Source organism: Brenneria uluponensis, assembly GCF_032395385.1.
Taxonomy (GTDB): domain Bacteria; phylum Pseudomonadota; class Gammaproteobacteria; order Enterobacterales; family Enterobacteriaceae; genus Prodigiosinella; species Prodigiosinella aquatilis.
In genome coordinates this window covers 2,554,461-2,572,584 of the sequence record NZ_CP135917.1, presented here as the reverse complement: position 1 = coordinate 2,572,584, position 18,124 = coordinate 2,554,461, and the positions used below count along the sequence as shown (strand labels likewise).

The 18,124-nt window shown below is 48.0% G+C and carries 21 protein-coding genes; 17 read left to right on the top strand and 4 right to left on the bottom strand.

What is annotated here, in order from left to right; genetic code table 11:
* The first annotated feature begins 1 nt into the window (after position 1).
* From RS889_RS11795 to RS889_RS11715, 17 genes are all read left to right on the top strand, one after another.
* On the top strand, positions 2-526 hold the full coding sequence (locus RS889_RS11795; protein WP_315707402.1) for a phage neck terminator protein: 525 nt from the start codon (positions 2-4) through the stop codon (positions 524-526).
* 7 nt (positions 527-533) lie between these two features.
* Positions 534-1,691, top strand: a complete 1,158-nt coding sequence (locus RS889_RS11790) for a DUF3383 family protein (protein WP_315707401.1) — start codon at positions 534-536, stop codon at positions 1,689-1,691.
* A gap of 6 nt (positions 1,692-1,697) precedes the next feature.
* Positions 1,698-2,102 carry a hypothetical protein gene (locus RS889_RS11785; protein ID WP_021015899.1) on the top strand — a complete coding sequence of 135 codons (405 nt, stop codon included), beginning with the start codon at positions 1,698-1,700 and terminating at the stop codon, positions 2,100-2,102.
* A 3-nt stretch (positions 2,103-2,105) separates the two neighbouring features.
* Positions 2,106-2,492, top strand: a complete 387-nt coding sequence (locus tag RS889_RS11780; protein ID WP_315707400.1) for a hypothetical protein — start codon at positions 2,106-2,108, stop codon at positions 2,490-2,492.
* On the top strand, positions 2,489-2,674 hold the full coding sequence (locus tag RS889_RS11775; protein ID WP_315707399.1) for a hypothetical protein: 186 nt from the start codon (positions 2,489-2,491) through the stop codon (positions 2,672-2,674). Before RS889_RS11780 ends, RS889_RS11775 begins: the two co-directional genes overlap by 4 nt.
* 112 nt (positions 2,675-2,786) lie before the next feature.
* Positions 2,787-3,497 carry a hypothetical protein gene (locus tag RS889_RS11770; RefSeq protein WP_315707398.1) on the top strand — a complete coding sequence of 237 codons (711 nt, stop codon included), beginning with the start codon at positions 2,787-2,789 and terminating at the stop codon, positions 3,495-3,497.
* A 314-nt stretch (positions 3,498-3,811) separates the two neighbouring features.
* Positions 3,812-4,243: a hypothetical protein gene (locus tag RS889_RS11765; protein WP_315707397.1), complete on the top strand. Its 432-nt coding sequence runs from the start codon at positions 3,812-3,814 to the stop codon at positions 4,241-4,243.
* Between the two features lie 51 nt (positions 4,244-4,294).
* On the top strand, positions 4,295-5,998 hold the full coding sequence (locus tag RS889_RS11760) for a glycoside hydrolase family 104 protein (RefSeq protein WP_315707396.1): 1,704 nt from the start codon (positions 4,295-4,297) through the stop codon (positions 5,996-5,998).
* A gap of 2 nt (positions 5,999-6,000) precedes the next feature.
* Positions 6,001-6,639, top strand: coding sequence for a phage baseplate protein (locus tag RS889_RS11755; RefSeq protein WP_315711026.1), 639 nt, complete (start codon positions 6,001-6,003; stop codon positions 6,637-6,639).
* On the top strand, positions 6,636-6,926 hold the full coding sequence (locus RS889_RS11750; RefSeq protein WP_021015908.1) for a phage baseplate plug family protein: 291 nt from the start codon (positions 6,636-6,638) through the stop codon (positions 6,924-6,926). The genes RS889_RS11755 and RS889_RS11750 overlap by 4 nt, the downstream gene beginning before the upstream one ends.
* The gene (locus RS889_RS11745) at positions 6,919-7,812 is read left to right on the top strand and encodes a phage protein (RefSeq protein ID WP_315707395.1); all 894 of its coding nucleotides are present in this window, start codon (positions 6,919-6,921) and stop codon (positions 7,810-7,812) included. The genes RS889_RS11750 and RS889_RS11745 overlap by 8 nt, the downstream gene beginning before the upstream one ends.
* Complete coding sequence (locus RS889_RS11740) at positions 7,809-8,411, top strand: Gp138 family membrane-puncturing spike protein (RefSeq protein ID WP_315707394.1); 603 nt, start codon at positions 7,809-7,811, stop codon at positions 8,409-8,411. Before RS889_RS11745 ends, RS889_RS11740 begins: the two co-directional genes overlap by 4 nt.
* Before the next feature lie 61 nt (positions 8,412-8,472).
* The gene (locus tag RS889_RS11735) at positions 8,473-8,823 is read left to right on the top strand and encodes a contractile injection system sheath initiator (protein WP_021015911.1); all 351 of its coding nucleotides are present in this window, start codon (positions 8,473-8,475) and stop codon (positions 8,821-8,823) included.
* Complete coding sequence (locus RS889_RS11730; RefSeq protein WP_315707393.1) at positions 8,823-10,025, top strand: baseplate J/gp47 family protein; 1,203 nt, start codon at positions 8,823-8,825, stop codon at positions 10,023-10,025. The genes RS889_RS11735 and RS889_RS11730 overlap by 1 nt, the downstream gene beginning before the upstream one ends.
* Positions 10,018-10,743: a baseplate wedge 1 family protein gene (locus RS889_RS11725; protein WP_315707392.1), complete on the top strand. Its 726-nt coding sequence runs from the start codon at positions 10,018-10,020 to the stop codon at positions 10,741-10,743. The genes RS889_RS11730 and RS889_RS11725 overlap by 8 nt, the downstream gene beginning before the upstream one ends.
* Positions 10,744-10,940: 197 nt before the next feature.
* A complete protein-coding gene (locus tag RS889_RS11720) occupies positions 10,941-13,013 on the top strand; it encodes a tail fiber protein (protein ID WP_315707391.1) in 2,073 nt (690 codons plus the stop codon).
* A 2-nt stretch (positions 13,014-13,015) separates the two neighbouring features.
* Positions 13,016-13,552, top strand: a complete 537-nt coding sequence (locus RS889_RS11715; protein WP_315707390.1) for a hypothetical protein — start codon at positions 13,016-13,018, stop codon at positions 13,550-13,552.
* Here RS889_RS11715 and RS889_RS11710 read toward each other — a convergent pair.
* The 4 genes from RS889_RS11710 to nhaB all read right to left on the bottom strand — a co-directional run bounded on the left by RS889_RS11710 (position 13,549) and on the right by nhaB (position 18,031).
* Positions 13,549-13,770, bottom strand: a complete 222-nt coding sequence (locus tag RS889_RS11710) for a hypothetical protein (RefSeq protein WP_021015916.1) — start codon at positions 13,768-13,770, stop codon at positions 13,549-13,551. The two genes, RS889_RS11715 and RS889_RS11710, sit on opposite strands and share 4 nt — an antisense overlap.
* A gap of 308 nt (positions 13,771-14,078) precedes the next feature.
* Positions 14,079-15,065 (bottom strand): TIGR00341 family protein, encoded by a 987-nt coding sequence (locus RS889_RS11705; RefSeq protein ID WP_315707389.1) that lies wholly within the window; start codon positions 15,063-15,065, stop codon positions 14,079-14,081.
* Between the two features lie 542 nt (positions 15,066-15,607).
* Positions 15,608-16,138 (bottom strand): disulfide bond formation protein DsbB, encoded by a 531-nt coding sequence (dsbB, locus tag RS889_RS11700; protein ID WP_021015919.1) that lies wholly within the window; start codon positions 16,136-16,138, stop codon positions 15,608-15,610.
* Between the two features lie 318 nt (positions 16,139-16,456).
* The gene (nhaB, locus tag RS889_RS11695; RefSeq protein ID WP_315707388.1) at positions 16,457-18,031 is read right to left on the bottom strand and encodes a sodium/proton antiporter NhaB; all 1,575 of its coding nucleotides are present in this window, start codon (positions 18,029-18,031) and stop codon (positions 16,457-16,459) included.
* Positions 18,032-18,124 lie beyond the last annotated feature (93 nt).

The following is an 18,124-nucleotide window of genomic DNA, read 5'->3' as shown; positions in this document are numbered from 1 at the left end:
TATGGAGACTATTGACGAACTGCACGACGTATTACAACAACTGGTCTCCTTAGCGTCGGGCGTTCAAACCGTCATTCTCGCTGACCAAGGGCGTGACGCCCCGACTGGCTTGTATGCCACCTATAAACCGATCCCGGTACGCGCCTATGGCTGGTCACAGACGCGGCGTGAATTAATTTTGGCAACGGAGGACGTCGATTCCGAACTGGGGCAGTGGCAGGACTTAAGCGAAACCGTCGCCACATCGATGGAATTCATGCTCTCCGTGAACATCATTAACGAGGGCGGAGACACGGCCATCATGCGGTTGCAAAATGCCAATTTCCGCCAACCCGTCAGTGAATTCCTTTACCGCAACGAAATAGCCTGGCGACACGTCAGCACATGCCGAAACCTTACCGGAACATTACAGGCGGGCATCCAGCCGCGCTGGCAGGCTGACATCCACTTATTCATTGAACAAACCGTAACGTACGCTGTGCTGCGTGCGGCGGGGTTCAGTCTCATTCAAACCGAAATAAACTGAGGGGATTATGTCTTATTCCGTTGATAATATTATTCCGGTCAATCTTTATTTGACCTCTGCCGGGCTGGGGTACGGTGATTTTTCTACGGCGTTCGTCTTTGCTGACCAAAGCGATCTTGCGAACGGTGTAACATTCGATGCTGATACGTATCGGGATTACAGTTCACCTACTGAAGTTGCTGAAGACCTTGCCACCACTAGTGATATTTACTTGATTGCCACCCGGTATTTTACGCAGATCCCGAAACCAAAAACCATTACGGTGTGGATGAAGGATCCTGATGATGCCACCATCCTTGTGACTGTAAATAAAGCGGAAGACACCGCCTGGCGCTATCACTACTTTTTTAAAAATAGCGACCTGACGTCGGCAAATCTGCTTCCGTTGGGCGATTGGTCGGATACCTCTGCGCATCCAATATGGGTGACGACCAGTGAAGCTGGTGCCACCAACTCTTCGTCTACCACTGATATTGCAGCGGTAATGTCAGCGAAGGGAAACCGCCATATCTTCATGGGCTACCGACTGGCAAGCGCCATCGAAACCGACGCTTCACAGGCTTATACGATGGTCCAACTTGCGGCCACCTTCAACAAGTTCAAACCCATGTCCAAAAATTCGGCTATCACTGCGGAATATCAGGTGCTGACTGGTATTACTGGCGACGATTTGGCGACCAGTGCTTACATTGCCCTGAAATCGAAAAATACCGCTTTTTTCACTGAAATCGAGCTGGCGGGAGAAACGGACAGTTGCCGGGCCATCAATACCAAATCCATGTCGTCGTATGACGAATTTATGGATGACGTAATTAACTTGGATGTGCTGAAAAATCATATCCAGGTGGACGGTTACAACTACATCGCCAATGCCGGTTCAAAACGTGCCCTGACGCCGCGTGATTACGCAGGGCTGCTTTCTGCTGTGTCGGCTACGTGTAAGCGATTCTATGACAACGGTGTGCTCGGTGAGGGAATTTACACGGACTCTGAAACCGGGGAAGAAAAAACGGCGACTTATGGCTTCGTCGTTCAGGCAAAACCGGAAGATGTTCTCAATCTGACTACTGCCCAGCGCCGAGCGCGTGAATATCCGGCAACCAAGATACTCGTTATTCTTTCCCGCGCTGGTCACGTCGCTGAAATCAACGTCTACGTGGAGTAATACCCAATGACAATGCATCAATACGGCGCTGACGGCGCTAACCTCACGATTTTTGGTATCCCTATTGATGAGTTTGGTGATACTGACCCGCCGATTACGATTGAAGATCTTGAACCACGAGCAACGTTAAAACGCGGCATTGGTGGCTCATCTGTTCGACTGGATAACCAGACCCGGGCCAAACGAGTCACCATCAATCTAATGCCAGGCTCAGACCAGGTACGTCAGTTGCTGGCCGTGGAGAAAACGGGTGTAGATGCGACATTCACATTTTATCAGAGCGGCACCAATGAATATTTCGCCGGATTCGATGGCGTGATGATCAACCGTGGCTCAGTGACGCGCGGCGGTAAAACCAGCATATCTGACGAACAGTTTATTTTTGAATTTGCAGACAGTGAGGAAACCTAACCGATGGGACGTAAAATTGAAGTTGAAATCGACGGCGTGATGTACAGCGGCGCCACAGCATCAGCAAAAGATCAGCTCGAAATGCTACAACTTGCCACTAAAAACGGCATTCTTCCGGCGCTGGGCGAGGGCTCGTCTGATATGGGGCTGGTTGTGTCTCTTGCCAGTGCTGATACGCTAGCGCTCAATCGTCTGAAAGAACTGTGCATCAAAAACGGTAATATCGTTCGTGATGGCGACGGTGTGCCGGTGGCGGAGAATCTGTTTCAGGATTCAGTGCATAACTACCTACTGCTGGTCGGCTTGTTACTGCGGGAGAATGTAGGCCCTTTCTGGCGGCTCAGCGCAGGGAGCGAAAACGGCGCAGAGGCAACACCGATAATCCAGTGACTGTCAAAGATTGGTTTCTCTGGCGTCCGTGTGTAGGGGCGGGTGATGCCTGCCCGCCGCTGGCGAAATGGTCGGATATGCTCGATGGAACGTATGCGCTCGATGATGTGCAAGCGATGCATGATGTGATCGACGATCTGATTGAAGGATTTGAGAGAGCCAGAGAGAAGGCGAAAGGGTAGCGTAGTCGAGAAGGATGTTTTTTCAAGAAGAGTTAAAGGCGGCTGTGCAGACTTTGTTGTTGCCCGATCTCTGTTAAGATTAATCCCATTATTTATTGATGAGGATAGGGATGTGAGGAAGTGTTTAGTTGTAGTTGCAATGTTATTAGCCACCAGTAATTCGTTTGCTTCTGACCTGCTGAATTGTGAATACGCTAAAGCCGATATATCAAAAGGCGTTAATTCTCCAATGGTTCTGATGGGGCAAGGCAGGGTTGAGTTTGATGGAAAATCATTTAAAGCATATCGACCTAATGGCTCTTATATTTTTACACCTCCGTTGACGACGCAACGTAATGGAATGATTTTTCTTGATGACAAAACAAAAGTTTTTGCTGCTAATATCGATAAATCAAACTTTGCTATTTCTGATCGAATAACCAAAACAACAGAGCAATGGGCATCATGTACCGCGTTAGATGGGATGCAAACTGAACAGGAAAAAGCTGACAATGAAATGAAAATGGTAGAGAAAATGGATTCAGCACGCGCAAAAAAATATTTCATGAAGGAGAAACACGCCTTTACCACTAGCTGCCTTGTTTGGAATGACGTAACGATGATTACCGGGAAGTTTCCAGCCATAATCATCGCTGATGGGGTTGAAATTGGGCGAAATGCTCATTGGAATGGCCATGAATATTCCTTTACGTTCAATAATGGAAGGATGACGGCTCGTTTTAATCCATCTGAAAAGCGCCATAAATTCCTTATCCAAGCTGGCGATAAGTTTTATGGGTGTGGACCGTCAGTTATCGATCACAACTTTGACAAAGATGAATAGCACGTAAATCCAAACCAACAAAACCCGTCAGATGAGCTGAGGAACCCCAAGTCTCGCCAGAACCTACCGAAATATGGTGTTGGTTTATTAGCGCTATGGGGATCCTTCAGCGCTTAACTGATATGGCCGGTGGCCTGCTGTTCGGTTACAAAACATCCCTCATCGTCAAAGGGCGAAGATGAAATCATCAATGGTAGAGAGAACACTAATACCACCGATCCTGACGACGCGAAATCCTGACAAAATAACAGCGTAAAGATTGGGCGATTGGGGCCGATAGGCTTCCTACGGATCTATTTATTGAGGGCAAGGATGTGAGTGTTTTTTTTGATAAGTTAATAAGACTAGTGCTGCTGGCTGCTGTTATATATTTTTTGCTTTTGTATTTTGGTTTTTTTAAAGAAGACGAAGTTTCAAGAAAAAATACTTCTATCTGTGATATATCAAAAATAACAGTTACCTCCTTTAATGCAGGATTTGACAGGGCTGAATCTGAATATCTTCGTGGCGCAGCGACTATATACAATGGATGTACTCGCCCCGTAGGTATTCAGATGAAGATATCATCTTATGACCGGAATCGTAACATCGTTTCTGTTCAGGATTTTTGGCCTGCAAATATAGATAACATTCCTGTTGGAGAGTACTCATTCTCTTTGGATATGAAACTTAGATACGATAAAAGAATAGAGTCTTTCAGGTTATCGCCAGTGTCTATAACCGAATGGAAATTAAAGACAAACTGATTAACAAGAACCCGACATTGATCGGGTTTTTTTATGCCTGGAGAAAGTGAAATGTCTGAAAATGCAGGAACAATCGATTCCCTGTTGGTTTCGCTTGGGCTGGAAACCGATGCTAAATCATTCCAAAAGGGCGCTGATGCGATAAAAGGCGTAACTGATGGGATGTTGCAACTGGCCGCTGCTGCCGGTGTAGGGCTTGGTATTAAGGCTCTGACTAGTGGTGTGGCTAACTCGGCGTTAGAAATGAAACGCCTCAGCGACAATACGGGTTTTACCATCCGCCAGATTCAGGGGCTGGAAGTGGCGATGCGTCGCTTAAATCTATCTCCAGATGCTGCACACGATATAGCAAAAATAATTCCTGAATTGCAAAGAAAGGCTAAATACGGGGAGCTCAATAGCAAGGCGTATTGGGGCGAGGCGTTTAACCCGACAGCATTTTCCCAAATGAGCCAACAAGATGGACTGAAATACCTGATAGATAGTTATCAAAAAATGAATTATGACCAACGAGCATTCCTGCGTGAGGGCGGCGGGTTTGGTCAAGACTCGCCTATAACCAGACTGATGGAAATGGGGCCAAATTTTTTCAGAGAGTCGCAAGAAAAGTCAGATAAAAATCCATATGCGATAGATGAAAAATTACTCAAAAATTCCCAAATATTTAACGACGAAATGACTGATTTAAGCAGGAACTTTGAGATTCTTGCCTATTCAATGGGTGGGAAGTTACTGCCCATTGTTAACTCATTTCTTGAGGCCATCAATAAATTCATTCAAGCGAACCCAGAAGTTTCTGAAGCTCTAATTACTGCTGCTGGTATCGGTGGAACGGTAGGCGCGTTGGGTATAGGTAAGAGAATGCTTGGTTTTGGTGGCGGAGGTGGTGGTGCAAGTGCGGCGGCAAGTGGAGGCTCTAAATTTCTCAAACGGACGGTTTTGGGACTTCTTATCCCTGAGAATGCCTTTGTCGATCCCAATGATGCCCACGCCATGAGTAATCCGGCTTTGAACTGGCAGCAGCGCAATCCCGGAAAACCATTACCAGGCGGTGGTGTAACTCCCTTTGACGCATACCAAAGGCAGAAAGCTGTAAATCTTCACGATGCCCTTAACAATCCCAACGCCCGTTCTTATCTCGATGCTATTTCACGCGCCGAGGGCACCAGTGGATACATGAATTCCGGTTATCACACGATGTTTGGTGGCGGGCAGGTTGCCAGCCTGGCCGATCATCCTAGACAATTGAAAAACTTCCAGCAGACAAACGGAATGTGGAATAAAACCTCGGCAGCGGGGCGCTATCAATTCACGCAAAAATCATGGGATGAGGCAGCAAAAACACTGGGGTTAAACGACTTTTCACCGCAAAACCAGGATTTGGCTGCGCTATGGCTTATTCAACGCGCGGGACAGCTTGATAACGTGCTGAACGGTAATTTCATGGATGCGACTAATCACCTGGGTGGCGTATGGGCGTCTCTACCATCATCGCCCTATGCGCAACCGAAACGCAGTGCTGCAGAAATGGAAGGGTATTATCTACCCGACTACAATTATCAACGCAGTGCCGCGCCGTACAACCCATCTGCCAGCCGATCTGAGTCTTCTCAGCCCGTCACCGTTACTCAGCATGTAGAACTGAATATTTCTGGATTGGGTCTGAATGAACAACAAGTGCAAGACTCAATAGGAAAGGCATTAACGGAGACAGGGGAAAACCTTGCGCAGTCATTTAACAGAAACGGGTGGTGATCATGTCAATCGTCGGAGTGTTCAATAAATCCCGCCCGGAAATCGGCGGGATTTTTTTTGATGCAATACTGGAGGAATCCAGTGAGCTGCGAACGGATGTTAGCGAGTACCCGTTAGAAACGGGCGAGAAAGCAAGCGACAACGCTGTCACACGCCCCATGACTATCGTGATGACCGTTGCGATTTCAGACAATCCGGTTAAAGCATTGATGGGGCAGTTTTCAGGTATTGCGGGGATCGGTACTGGTGTCGCTGTCGGTGCTGCAGGTTCTCTTCTGGGAGGCGGCGCTGCGGCGCTGGCTGGGTTAGCGGCATCAGCAGGGCTGTCATTTGTGGCATCGGGAACAAAACGTTCAGAGTCAGCGTTGTTGGACCTGCGAAAATTACAGGTCGAAAAAAACATATTAACCGTTGTTGGCATTAACTCCTCATACGACAACATGATTATCACTAACACCAGAGTTCAAAAGAATAAGCAGAACGAGGGTGGGCAGGAAATCGTTGTGGAAATGCGCTCCCTGCTGATAAAAAACCGAAATAACGACGCGGCGACGACGATAAATAGTAGGCTTCCAACTGGTGATTCAGCGGCCACTCAGGGGCAGGCAAATGTGCATTTAGGGGAGGTGACACCACAATGAAGACCATCCCTCTTACTCGTGGACTGGCCGATTTTTCATTTACCTCAACGCTCAATAACATGCTGCTACGATTCAATGTTCGCTGGTTAACTCGGTATAGCTATTTCGTCGTTGATATTCGTGATGCCAATAACGAGCCGATCGCTCCCGGTCGTGGATTACATGCCGGTGTTGATCTGCTTTCTGGTTTGAATACCAGCATCGGGAAAATCGTGCTGGAGGGTGAAACGCCGACACTAACTAATCTTGGTGTCACTAATAACCTGATTTGGTATCCAAATGACTAGATTATTCGGGCGAACCTACAATCTTGAAATTACATCGGCAGAGGGTAATAAGTTGACCTGTGAGCCGCCCACACAGGTTAAATTTCTGATTACTAATATGCCCAATAATCAAGTGGCAACGGCCATGATTATGATTTACGGAGTATCTTATCAATATCGGCAATTTATCCAAAAATTCGATAAAAATAGTCAACGATACGGAATGGTTCGATTATCAGCGGGCTATGAGGAATCGTCTGGTGACATATTCTCAGGCCAGATAAACAGCGTGGAAGTGGGTCGCGATGGTGCCAGTGTATACCTGCGTTTAAATTGCTACTCTGTGATGTGGTCTGATGCAACGATTGGCAAAACGTGGGGAGAAAAAACGCAGGCAATAGAAATATTACAGGACGTGGCGCGCTCATTCGGGCCACCAGTTGAAACCGTGGGTAACTTCTCCGATCTCCCCGTCTTCAATCATGGATATACGTTGCCGTATACATCGAGCCGAAACTTTTTAAATGCTATGAAAGTGGCGTGGCGTTATGACTGGCTGTTATCTGAGAATAAAACCACGCTAATTCGTGAGGGGGCTACGCGCCCAACTACTTATTATGAAATCAACGCGGATAACGGCATGGAAAGTTCCCCGCGTTGGTATAAAGAGGATTTGGAGGTTGATGTTCGCCTTAACCATATTATCCAGCCCGGTGACTTGATAAAAATACGCTCTGATTTTTGGACGATAAATTACAGCGGTATGTACAACACCGGGCTAAATGATATGGCGAATATCCAGCGGAGGACGGGATCATTCCGGGTGCTATCAACTACACATCAGGGCGATTTCTGGAATGATGACTGGCGCACTATGTTGCGCTGCCAGTGGAGTACAGCCCAATGAAAAGCACGAACCCGCTATTTTCAGCTATTCAGTCCGCTGGCATGGAGATGGTTGGTGGCTTAATGATCGGTATGCCCGGCCATGTTGTTGCCTACTATCCCAGCACTCAACGAGCCCAGATAGAGTGTGGTATTCAGCGCCAGATGAGCGATGGCACTGTTCAGACGTTGCCATTGCTCGTCAATGTCCCTGTGCAATTCCCTGGCTCTGCTGATTGGTCGGTGTTCCATGAGTTACCCGCAGGTACTGAGGGTTACATTCATTTTAGTCAGCGTTCAGTTGATGCATGGCTGGATATGGGAGGGCCGGCACCACCTACCGGCCCTGAAATGTTCAGCGCGAGTGACGCTTTTTTCTCACCTGGTTATCGCTCACTAAAAACCGCCATTCCCGATCTGCCCACGTCTGGCATAGGCATGAGCAATTCCGCCGGCACTGTCACAATTCACCTCACCGATAAAGGGGTGAGGCTCACCGCTGATGGTCAGACGTTGGAGCTAACTTCCTCCGGACTGGTGCACAACGGTACGAACATCGGTAGCGATCACATTCACAGCGGTGTAGAGCGAGGTGGCGGCAACACTAACGGCCCGCAGTAACACCTAGCCATCACACATCAGGTCCCGGCATCCGCTGGGTTTTTTTTATGGGGATTCAGCCGTGATCCGAAATTTTGCAGATGGTGACATTGTCACGCACGATGAGCATTTTGTAACCGGTAAAGAGGCGACTCGGCAGGGAATTATCAGACGGTTGAGGCTATTTTTCAGTGAGTATTTTCTTGATGCCACGGAGGGTACTCAGTGGTTTCAGAGCGTCCTCGGTAAAACCCAAACAGACATTGCCGCAGCCAATATCAAGCAGCGAATTTTGACTTCGCCGGGTGTAGTCGGTATCACCCGTTTTGAATTCAACATCGACCAGCCCACACGAAAAATCACTATTTACGCCGCGCTGATGGATATCAATAACGAACAGTTCGAATTGCTGTTTGACGAGGAAATTATCTGATGGCTGAAATTACCAAAGACGGTGTAACCGGCAAAACGCTGAATAGCTATATTATGGTGATGCGTCAGCGCTACCTGGATATTGATGATGGCTGGAATATCAATCCTGAATCACCGGACGGGCTCATTATTGCTGCATGGTGCGAGATGTTGGCAAATCTTGATGAGGCTGTTATCAGCGCTTACCACTCCGCTGATCCGAATTCAGCCATCGGCCAGCAACTTGACCGTATCGCGGCGTTTGCTGGTATTACACGGCTTGATGCGACGTTCTCCACTGCCACCGTCACATTTACAGGCATCCCATTAGTAGAAATCCCGGTGGGTACGCTGGTTCGCAATCGTATTACTAACACGCTGTGGGCAACCGACAACACTGTAGTGACAAACAATAGCGGTTCGTCCTCCGTTAATGTGACATGCACAACGGCCGGTGCTCAGGGAGGGAATAGCAACAACCTGTCCATTATTGCTACTCCAATTGGTGGCATCACCTCAGTTACAAATAATAATCCGGCATCGCTGGGGAAGGATGAGGAATCCGATAATGTATTTCGCATTCGCCGCAATGAATCTGTTGCGTTCCCCGGCAATAACCAGATTGACAATATCGATGCCGCGCTGGTCAATCTGGACGGGGTTAAACAGCGTCGCATTTACGAGAATACCGAATCGGTGCTGGATAAAAACGGTGTTTATGGGCATTCCATGGCGATTTTCATCGATGGTGGTGAGATAGATGACATCGTGGCAACTATGGCGAAAAGGAAAAACCCTGGTTGTGGTTTGAATCGTTATAACGAGGGTATCCCCAACAAGATCAGCATTGATACGGTTACGCCTGGCGGAAATCCCTTTAATGCCACATTTTTCCGACCTGAGTTCATTTCTATTTTTGTCCGTGTCGAAATCGCCAGTGATCGTCGATTTGATGACGCGAGCATCAAAAGCGCAATCGTCGAATATGCCAGTATTGGATTTGGACGGACTACCGGGTTTGCAAAAACCGGGTTTCATATCGGAGAGAACGTTGGCGCGGGGCGACTGTTTACGCCTGTTAACTATATTGTTGCTGGCGATGGATTTGTGAATACGATTTACGTTGGCACCTCGGCGGCAACAATGAACGGTGTGGCTGTCGATATTGCGTTTAACCAGCTCGGTGTTTTTAGTGTAGACAATATCGAGGTGACCTATGTATGACCACCAGAAAAAAGCACTTTCCCGCGCCTATTGGCAGTATAAAAACGCTACGAAACTGATTGCATGGTTAAAAACATTACCGGATATCGCACAGGCCAACATAGAAGACCAGGCCGACAAAATTCAACAGATGCTGAATATCAACACGGCGGAGGGGGAGCAACTTGATATCTGCGGGCGAATCGTTGGTTATCGCACACGCCCGATCGGGACGTTCTATCCAGCGTGCCAACCCGCACCAGTTAATGACGAGCTATTTCGCCGAATGATCAAGGCGAAAATATTCAAGAACAATAGCGCGGCCACAATTGACGAAATCCAGTTTGCTGCCGACTACATCATGAATGAACCAACTCGGTTATTGGACGGTCAGGACATGACAATGCGCCTGATCTGGTTTACGCATAACGTCGATGTTGGCACGCAAAAATTAATCCGTGATTACGATCTGATACCCAGACCGCAAGGTGTTGGGATGAAGGATGTTCGCGTTCTCACATACAAACCGTTCGGATTCGGCCAGCACTATGCCAATTTCTGCGCTCCATTCTGGCACGGCGACGGCATTAAGATTTACACCAATCTGAAATTAACCATCACGCTCGCCAATAGCGTGTTATCCGGCGATCTGACAGCGAATGCGGGTATTATCGTGTCTGATGTCGATATCACGCTGATTTACACGCTGCCAAGTGGCGCTACGGTGACAGAACGATAGGTCACCGATGCTGATGGTAATTTTAGTGCCACACCAAATGTCGGCGCCGATTTCATTGTTGTAGCTCGTGCTCAGGTCCAGACGCCACTATGCGAATGGGTGAACGTTGAGGCGTCATACCCCTAATTGCAATAACCCACTAAACCAATATTCCAATGGCCGCACCTCGCGGTTTTTTCATTTCTGGAGATCAATAAATGGATCAGAAATTTTTCCGTGTGCCGTTCGCGTCAAGCGGAGATACCCAGGCCATTCCCGACACTACTACCAGCGATGGTAGTGTGAACTATCCCTCGGGATGGGGGCCGGACTACGCAAAAGACCCGGCGGCTGATGCGAACGCGAAACCCGTTGAACGCGAGGCGATGAATAGTGTACTGAACGCTATTACCACGGCTATTCGTCAGTATCAGACAAACACATATCCAGAGTGGATCACGACAGCGAATAACAACGGCGCCGCGTTCGGCTATGATGCTGGTGTCGTCGTAGAATATAACGGCGTGTTGTACCTGTCGCTCGTCGACAATAACACCGCGACACCGGGTGTCGACGAAACTAAATGGCAGGTGTATATCCAGCTTGAGGCGACCGAAGAGGAAGCGATTGCTGGTGAAGGCAGCACGCAGGTGATCACCCCCCGACGTTTGCATGCTGCGGCATCCTATCTGGACAACAAGCTGAAATCGACCATTACCGAGGCAATGGCACCCTACCTGTTACCAGTTGGAGCGATCATCCTATGGAGTGCTTCTACACCGCCGGATGGCTGGCTGGAACTGAACGGGCAGAGTTTTGATATCAGAGAAAACCCGAAGCTGGTCGCAATATATCCAGGCGGGCGCGTTCCTGACTGGCGAGGGCGTTTTGTGCGTGCCTGGGCCAATGGGTCTACCATTGATCCTGACTCATCGAGAAGCATCGGGTCTTATCAGGACGATGCATTGCAGAACATTACCGGTTCGTTTATTGCTGATATTGTGGCTACCAGTCGAGCGGGTCAGGGAGTCTCTGGGGCGTTTGCTGATGAAGGCGGCGCCGGCACTGGTGATCCTGGCAATCAGGACGATCTTGAGTTGCGTAAATATTCGTTTGATGCGTCACGTGTGGTGCGTACAGCCACTGAAACTCGACCAACCAACATTGCTGCGATGTATATTATTAAAACCGACAAGGCCGAGGCCGTTGCCGGAGAACAGACACCTACTGCGATTGTCATTACGCCGGGAACCAAAACTCTGAATGCGGGGATGACACAGCTATTCTCGGCCACTGTATTACCGGGTACCCTGGCTGACAGTTATCCAGTGTTGTGGACTGTATCGGATAGTTCGCTGGGCAGTATTGACAGTAACGGTCTGTATACGTCAAAGACAGGCGAAAGCGGCACGCAGACCATCATTGCCAGTATCTCTACTGGCCTGGCGTCAACGGCAACGATCACCCAGCATGTTTATCTGACCGCCATTGCCATCGGTTCTGCTCCTTCAGAATTGATTGCCGGTAACAGCTATTCGATCGCGGTAACCTATTTCCCTGATAATTATACCGAGACAGTAAACGCCTCATCTTCTGATTCATCTATCGCATCACTGTCCAGTAGTGGCACGCTGACCATCAGTGGAGCAGGAACGGCAACGCTGTCACTGACAGGGACAAACTCGGGAGTCACTGAGTCATTAGTGATTACGTCAATAGAAATTGAGGAGGAGGAAACATATCTCCAGATTAACGAAAACCTCGCTGAAATAGCGGGAAAGGGCAGCACAGCACAAGCAACGGCACGAACCAATCTGGGATTAAAAGCACTGGCAACCCAAGACAGTCTGACCGCTGATGATGTTGGTGCCGTTCCACAGGCTAACGTAACGCTCGGCACTGAAAATCTGAATACCGTGCTTTCACCGGGCCGTAAGTTTCAATCCTTAACCAGCGCGACGTTGGCACGGAATTATCCGGTCGCGCTGGCCGGTATGCTGGACGTTATTAAAACCACCGCCACTGGTATTCGCCAGATTTATTATCCCTATAACACAACGGAGGTTTATCACCGCTACTGTGTTGATACCACAGCCACGACGCCAGCTTTTAGTTCGTGGTTAAAAGAGGGGAGCGAATTCTTGACGTCTGCTAATAACCTTTCTGATGTGACGAATGCGACAGTGGCGCGACAAAACCTCGGAGTGAGTTACACCATTTCGACCGATGCGGTGCCGACCGATGCCAGCAGTTATAGTGCAGGCCATATCTGGTATCAGGTGGAGGAATAACCATGCCGATTTATCGCAAAAATTCTGGGGGCGTTTTCGGCCCGGTCACTGCGCTGAATATCAATGATAGTGGAAAATTTAAATCCGTCGCTGCAGCATGGATTAATGATAACGGGACGTTTAAAAAAATATTCCCCGCAACTCCGTCCGAATCGGTTCAGTGGGACCCTAGTGAGGGGAATAGCCTGTATATTACCCCCTCCACATCTACGTGGGTAACTATGACTCAAACAGGTGACGGATTTGCATTCTATCCAACAGGAACTGATTACCAACTTACTAGCTCGCAAGTTGTCGCTATAGATGACGATGACATGGAATATTCCATGGCTACAAATGGCACTGAAGCCTACAAGACTCCATATCCTAATCCCGTTTCATTTAAAGCTAAAGTTACGCCAATACGACTCGGCCTAAATCTTTCCGGATTCTACTTGAACGGTTTTTTTGTCGGTCGAGCGGTCAGGTTCAGATTTGACTGGAGATATAGAGGTATTGATTATTTCTACATTACTAATAGGATTGTTCGCGCATCTTAAGAAAAGAACGCATGCTGCTCGGCGATAATGTCGAGTGCATCCTCAAGTGTGGGGACTGGGTCTGTGTGAATTGTTGGCGCGTCTTTCTCATCGACACGAACAGCAACATAAAATCCAGAGTCTTCGATAACTGCATAAGAGCCTATCGGGCAATCTGTCAGCATGTCGTTGTCGTCTAATACGCAGATCGTCGTTCCGTGATAATCAATGGTTTTCATGATTTCGTTTTTGTATGTGAAGTAACACTATTGATAGTACAGGCATATGAGTGACGAATAAAGAGAGCTGCGGACTGTGGGGCATGGATGGGACATAAAAGTACCGCAGACGATCTAAAAGAGAACGCAAGAGCATAAATCGACTGCGGTAACTATGGCTTTTTACTCAGATAATTCGGACAAAGACGCAGAGCTGAGAAATACTACTGCCTGTCCTCAACAAGCCTGATTGGGCGCGTTGAACATCTGATTTATATGGTATTATTGGTCACACAGAATATGAGTGGGGCATGTTTTTCCCATCCTATTCAACCCTTGTGTACTAGCAGGATTATGCCGACCAGCACCGCCAACAGGACAATCGATAGCGCAATCGCAATACGCGTGGCTTTCTTGGCCTGAACCTTATCCCACCAGTTCGTCGGTTTGATACCCTGTATCAAAAACGTCGTTACTCCCGCCAGATTCACACAAATCAAGTTCACCAGAAACAGCGAAAGGGCTCCCATGGCCAAGGTAGGATGCCCACCACCAAACAGCAGACCTGAGGTCACTAGTGGCGGCAACATTGCTACCGCCACCATGACGCCAATCAATGCAGTCGATACTCCCGTTGTGAATGCCAACGCGCCTGCGCAGCCGGACGCCAGTGCCAGCACGATGTCGCCCAGACCTACTTGGGTGCGCAACGCCAATTCGGACAACGTCGGGTCCACGTTCAGAAGTAAACCGATGAGCACGGACAATACCAATGCCGACGCATTCCCTGCCAGCGCCGTCAGGAGCCCTTTCCGAAGCAGCGACACATCGCCTAATGTAATGCCGAGCGACAGCGCAATGCTTGGACCGAGCAGCGGCGCAATTACCATTGCTCCGATAATGACAGCCACGTTGTTATGGTGCAGGCCAATGGCCGCCACCACCGTGGACAGCGCCACCAGTGCCATATAGACCCGTGACAATTGCGCGCCGTTCTTAATGTCTTCGTACAACTCCTCGCGGCCGATCCGCTCGGGCGTTTTTTCTTCTGGCGCAGAGGGTTCGGGCGCGGCAGTTTCCTCTGGTTCCACCTGGGCGCGTGGCAATGTCGCTTCGACCGGCAGGACCATTACCCGGTAGCCCTCTCTGCCGGTGTATTGTTTCTCCAGTAAATCCAATACCGTTTCACTTTGCACTGCATCCAACAGAATGCGCACCAGCACTTCGTCATCGGTCAACCGGATATGTCGGTGTTCAAGTACCTTGCAATCCTTAAGAAGCTCGCGGACGTCGCCGCTATCCCTCTCCTGCAACACCAATTCGAGCAAGCGTAGCGCCATTGAGTCTCTCCCTTTTGATGCACGACCGAGTCAGGCTGTCACCGTATTGTTATCTGTTTTAGCAATTCCCACACGGGTAACGCTGTGTTACTTCTTCCCGATGGAAACTCCACTCTTGTCAGCGTTAATCTCAATGCCAGTCGTTCTCTAGCGCTTCAATTATAAATAATAGCTCAAGAAAATGGGGCCAAGAGCTCACCGCCTCGTCAAGACGTTGCACTCTGATCTGAATCCCGGGAATAAGGTGGCAGGGGAACGGTTCAAGAAAAAATAGTAGTCAATCATAAGAGGACAAGATGCTAAATGTTCAAATAGAAGTCCCAGATGTGATAACTCAGGATCACCTTGGCCCAATTGAACACGGGTTGAATATCTTTAACGACGAAATGACAAATAGTAGTGACAGGAAACGGCTATCAAGCTCTAGCCAAAGGGGGAGCAGATCAACGTTTTTTAATGCTAGCTATGTTTATAAGCATGATTGGGCCAAATAATGCCCAATCATGGCGGGGAGTGGATTAACGTCCGAAAAGGTCACGTCGTTTAGGCCGGAAAGGTTGTGCAACCAAGACCAGTACAGCGACCAGCAGATAGGCACCAAAGATCACTATCATCCATTGTGGCATTTCCAGATTCATAAAATGCCATTGACGTTCAGCACAGTCTCCGGTAGCGCTGAAAATAGCAGGTAGCCATTTATCCAGCGGTAGCCAGGATGGAAAACTGACAAAGAAGTCACAGGTGTTAAATGGTGAAGGATGCAATTGAACATCAGTATGCTTTATGGCCAGCCCCAAGCCTTCTGCCGCACTGTATATCCATAATGCAATAGCGGGATAGCGCAGCAGGGTTGACGGAGCAATAGCTCCCACCAGACCGGCACCCATAATGCCAAACAGCGCACTACGTTGATAAATGCACAGCACACAGGGTTTCAGTAGCATCACATGCTGGAAGTAAAGCGCGACCAATTCAAGGACAAAGGCCGTTAATGCCATTAGTAGCCAAGTGCCGCGCTTACGGGAGCAACGGTTCAAAAATCGCAACATAACAAAAATTCCATACTAGAAACAATCGAATTGGTAGTGGAAACTCACTGCCATCATGTAAAACTTATCCCATTAGGACGCAATCATTTACCATATTGAATCAGATCATACTCATGCAACAACGACTGTTTTCTAATGTCAGAAAGATATTTTTCTGGTGCGCCTGGGTGTTGTAATCATTATCAAGTGGCTGTGTCAACAACGCCTGACAGGATAGGCTTTTGCTGCGTAAAATCACGTTGGTTTTCAATACTGCCTGAGGCAGGACCGGCGCTAATATTACCAGTCCTACCCCATACTATATACAACTTATCTGGATTAATGACCGACTGATAAAGGAATTGTCGGATAGGTAATCCATTGCAATTTCAAAAAGATATCGGTAAGTGGGACCAGTGTATACTCGACGCACAGCAAACCGACCAGTGTCATCGTTATGGCATAAGGTAGCGCCATCCAAACCATTCGGCCATAAGAGAGCCGAATCAAGGGGGCCAGTGTAGATGTCAACAGAAACAGAAATGCTGCCTGACCATTTGGTGTTGCCACTGAAGGTAGATTGGTCCCGGTATTAATGGCCACGGCCAACAATTCAAACTGTCGCAGAGAAATGCTTCCTTGCTCGTAGGCGTGCCGCGCTTCATTGATATAAACCGAACCCACAAACACGTTATCTGAAATAGATGACAGTAGACCATTGAACAGATAAAACAGCGTCATCTGTGAACTGGAAGATGATCGCAAGACAAAATTAATGATAGGGCTAAACAAATGCTGATCAATGATCACTGCCACAATAGTAAAAAAGACTGTCAGCAGGGCGGTAAAAGGTAGCGCATCCTGGAAGGCTTTCCCAATAGCATGTTCTTCTGTGATGCCGCCGAGAGAAGTGGCAAGGATAATCACCGATAGGCCGATTAATCCTACTTCAGCAAAATGAAACGCCAGCGCGATAATCAACCAGATGCCAATGAGAGCCTGTATTACCAGACGAGCACGATCCTGTGACGTACGTTTGGCTGTTGCTTCCCGGTCATAGTCTTGCAGCACATTGCGCACAATGGCGGGCAATGTACTGCCGTACCCAAACAGCTTAAAGCGTTCAACCAGAACACAAATCAGAATGCCGGATAAGAATACTGGCATGGTAACAGGGGTCATCCGCAGAAAGAAACTGACGAAATCCCAACCCGCGCTTTTGGCAATAATCAGGTTTTGCGGTTCGCCTACCATGGTCATCACTCCTCCCAATGCTGTGCCAACACCGGCATGCATCAACAGGCTGCGTAGGAAGCTGCGGAACTGTTCTAGTGATTGTTTATGCGCCTCTTCTGTCAGGCCGCTATCATCATTGATATCCGTGTACTCACCCTGACTTGAGGCAAATCGATGATAAATATCATAAAAACCAACTGCTACGCTAATAATAACCGCAATCACGGTCAATGCATCCAGAAATGCGGAAAGAAACGCTGCCGCAATACAGAAGGCAAGAGATAACCCAATTTTTGAATGGATATTTAGTAGTAAGCGGGTAAACACAAACAGCAACAGCTGTTTCATGAAGTAGATGCCGGCAACCATGAATACTAACAATAATAAAACTTCAATGTTGCCAGTGACTTCATGCCACACTTGGTCTGGGTTGGTCATGCCAATGAATATCGCTTCCAGTGCCAGTAATCCGCCTGGTTGCAAGGGGTAACATTTTAATGCCATGGCCAGAGTGAAAATAAATTCGATGACGAGTAACCACCCGGCAGCGAAAGTACTGACAAAAAAGAACAGCAATGGGTTTATAACGAGAAACAGCAGTATGGCGAGTTTGTACCAGTCTGGTGATTTACCTAAAAAATTCTTGAGGAGAATACTGTGAACAGGTATGTCCAACATTGTCGTGTTTTTTCCCTTACCGTTAAAATTGTTTAACAATATAAATTGTATTTGAAGAAATTTATATCAGAACGGAAAGTATATCCCTGTTTG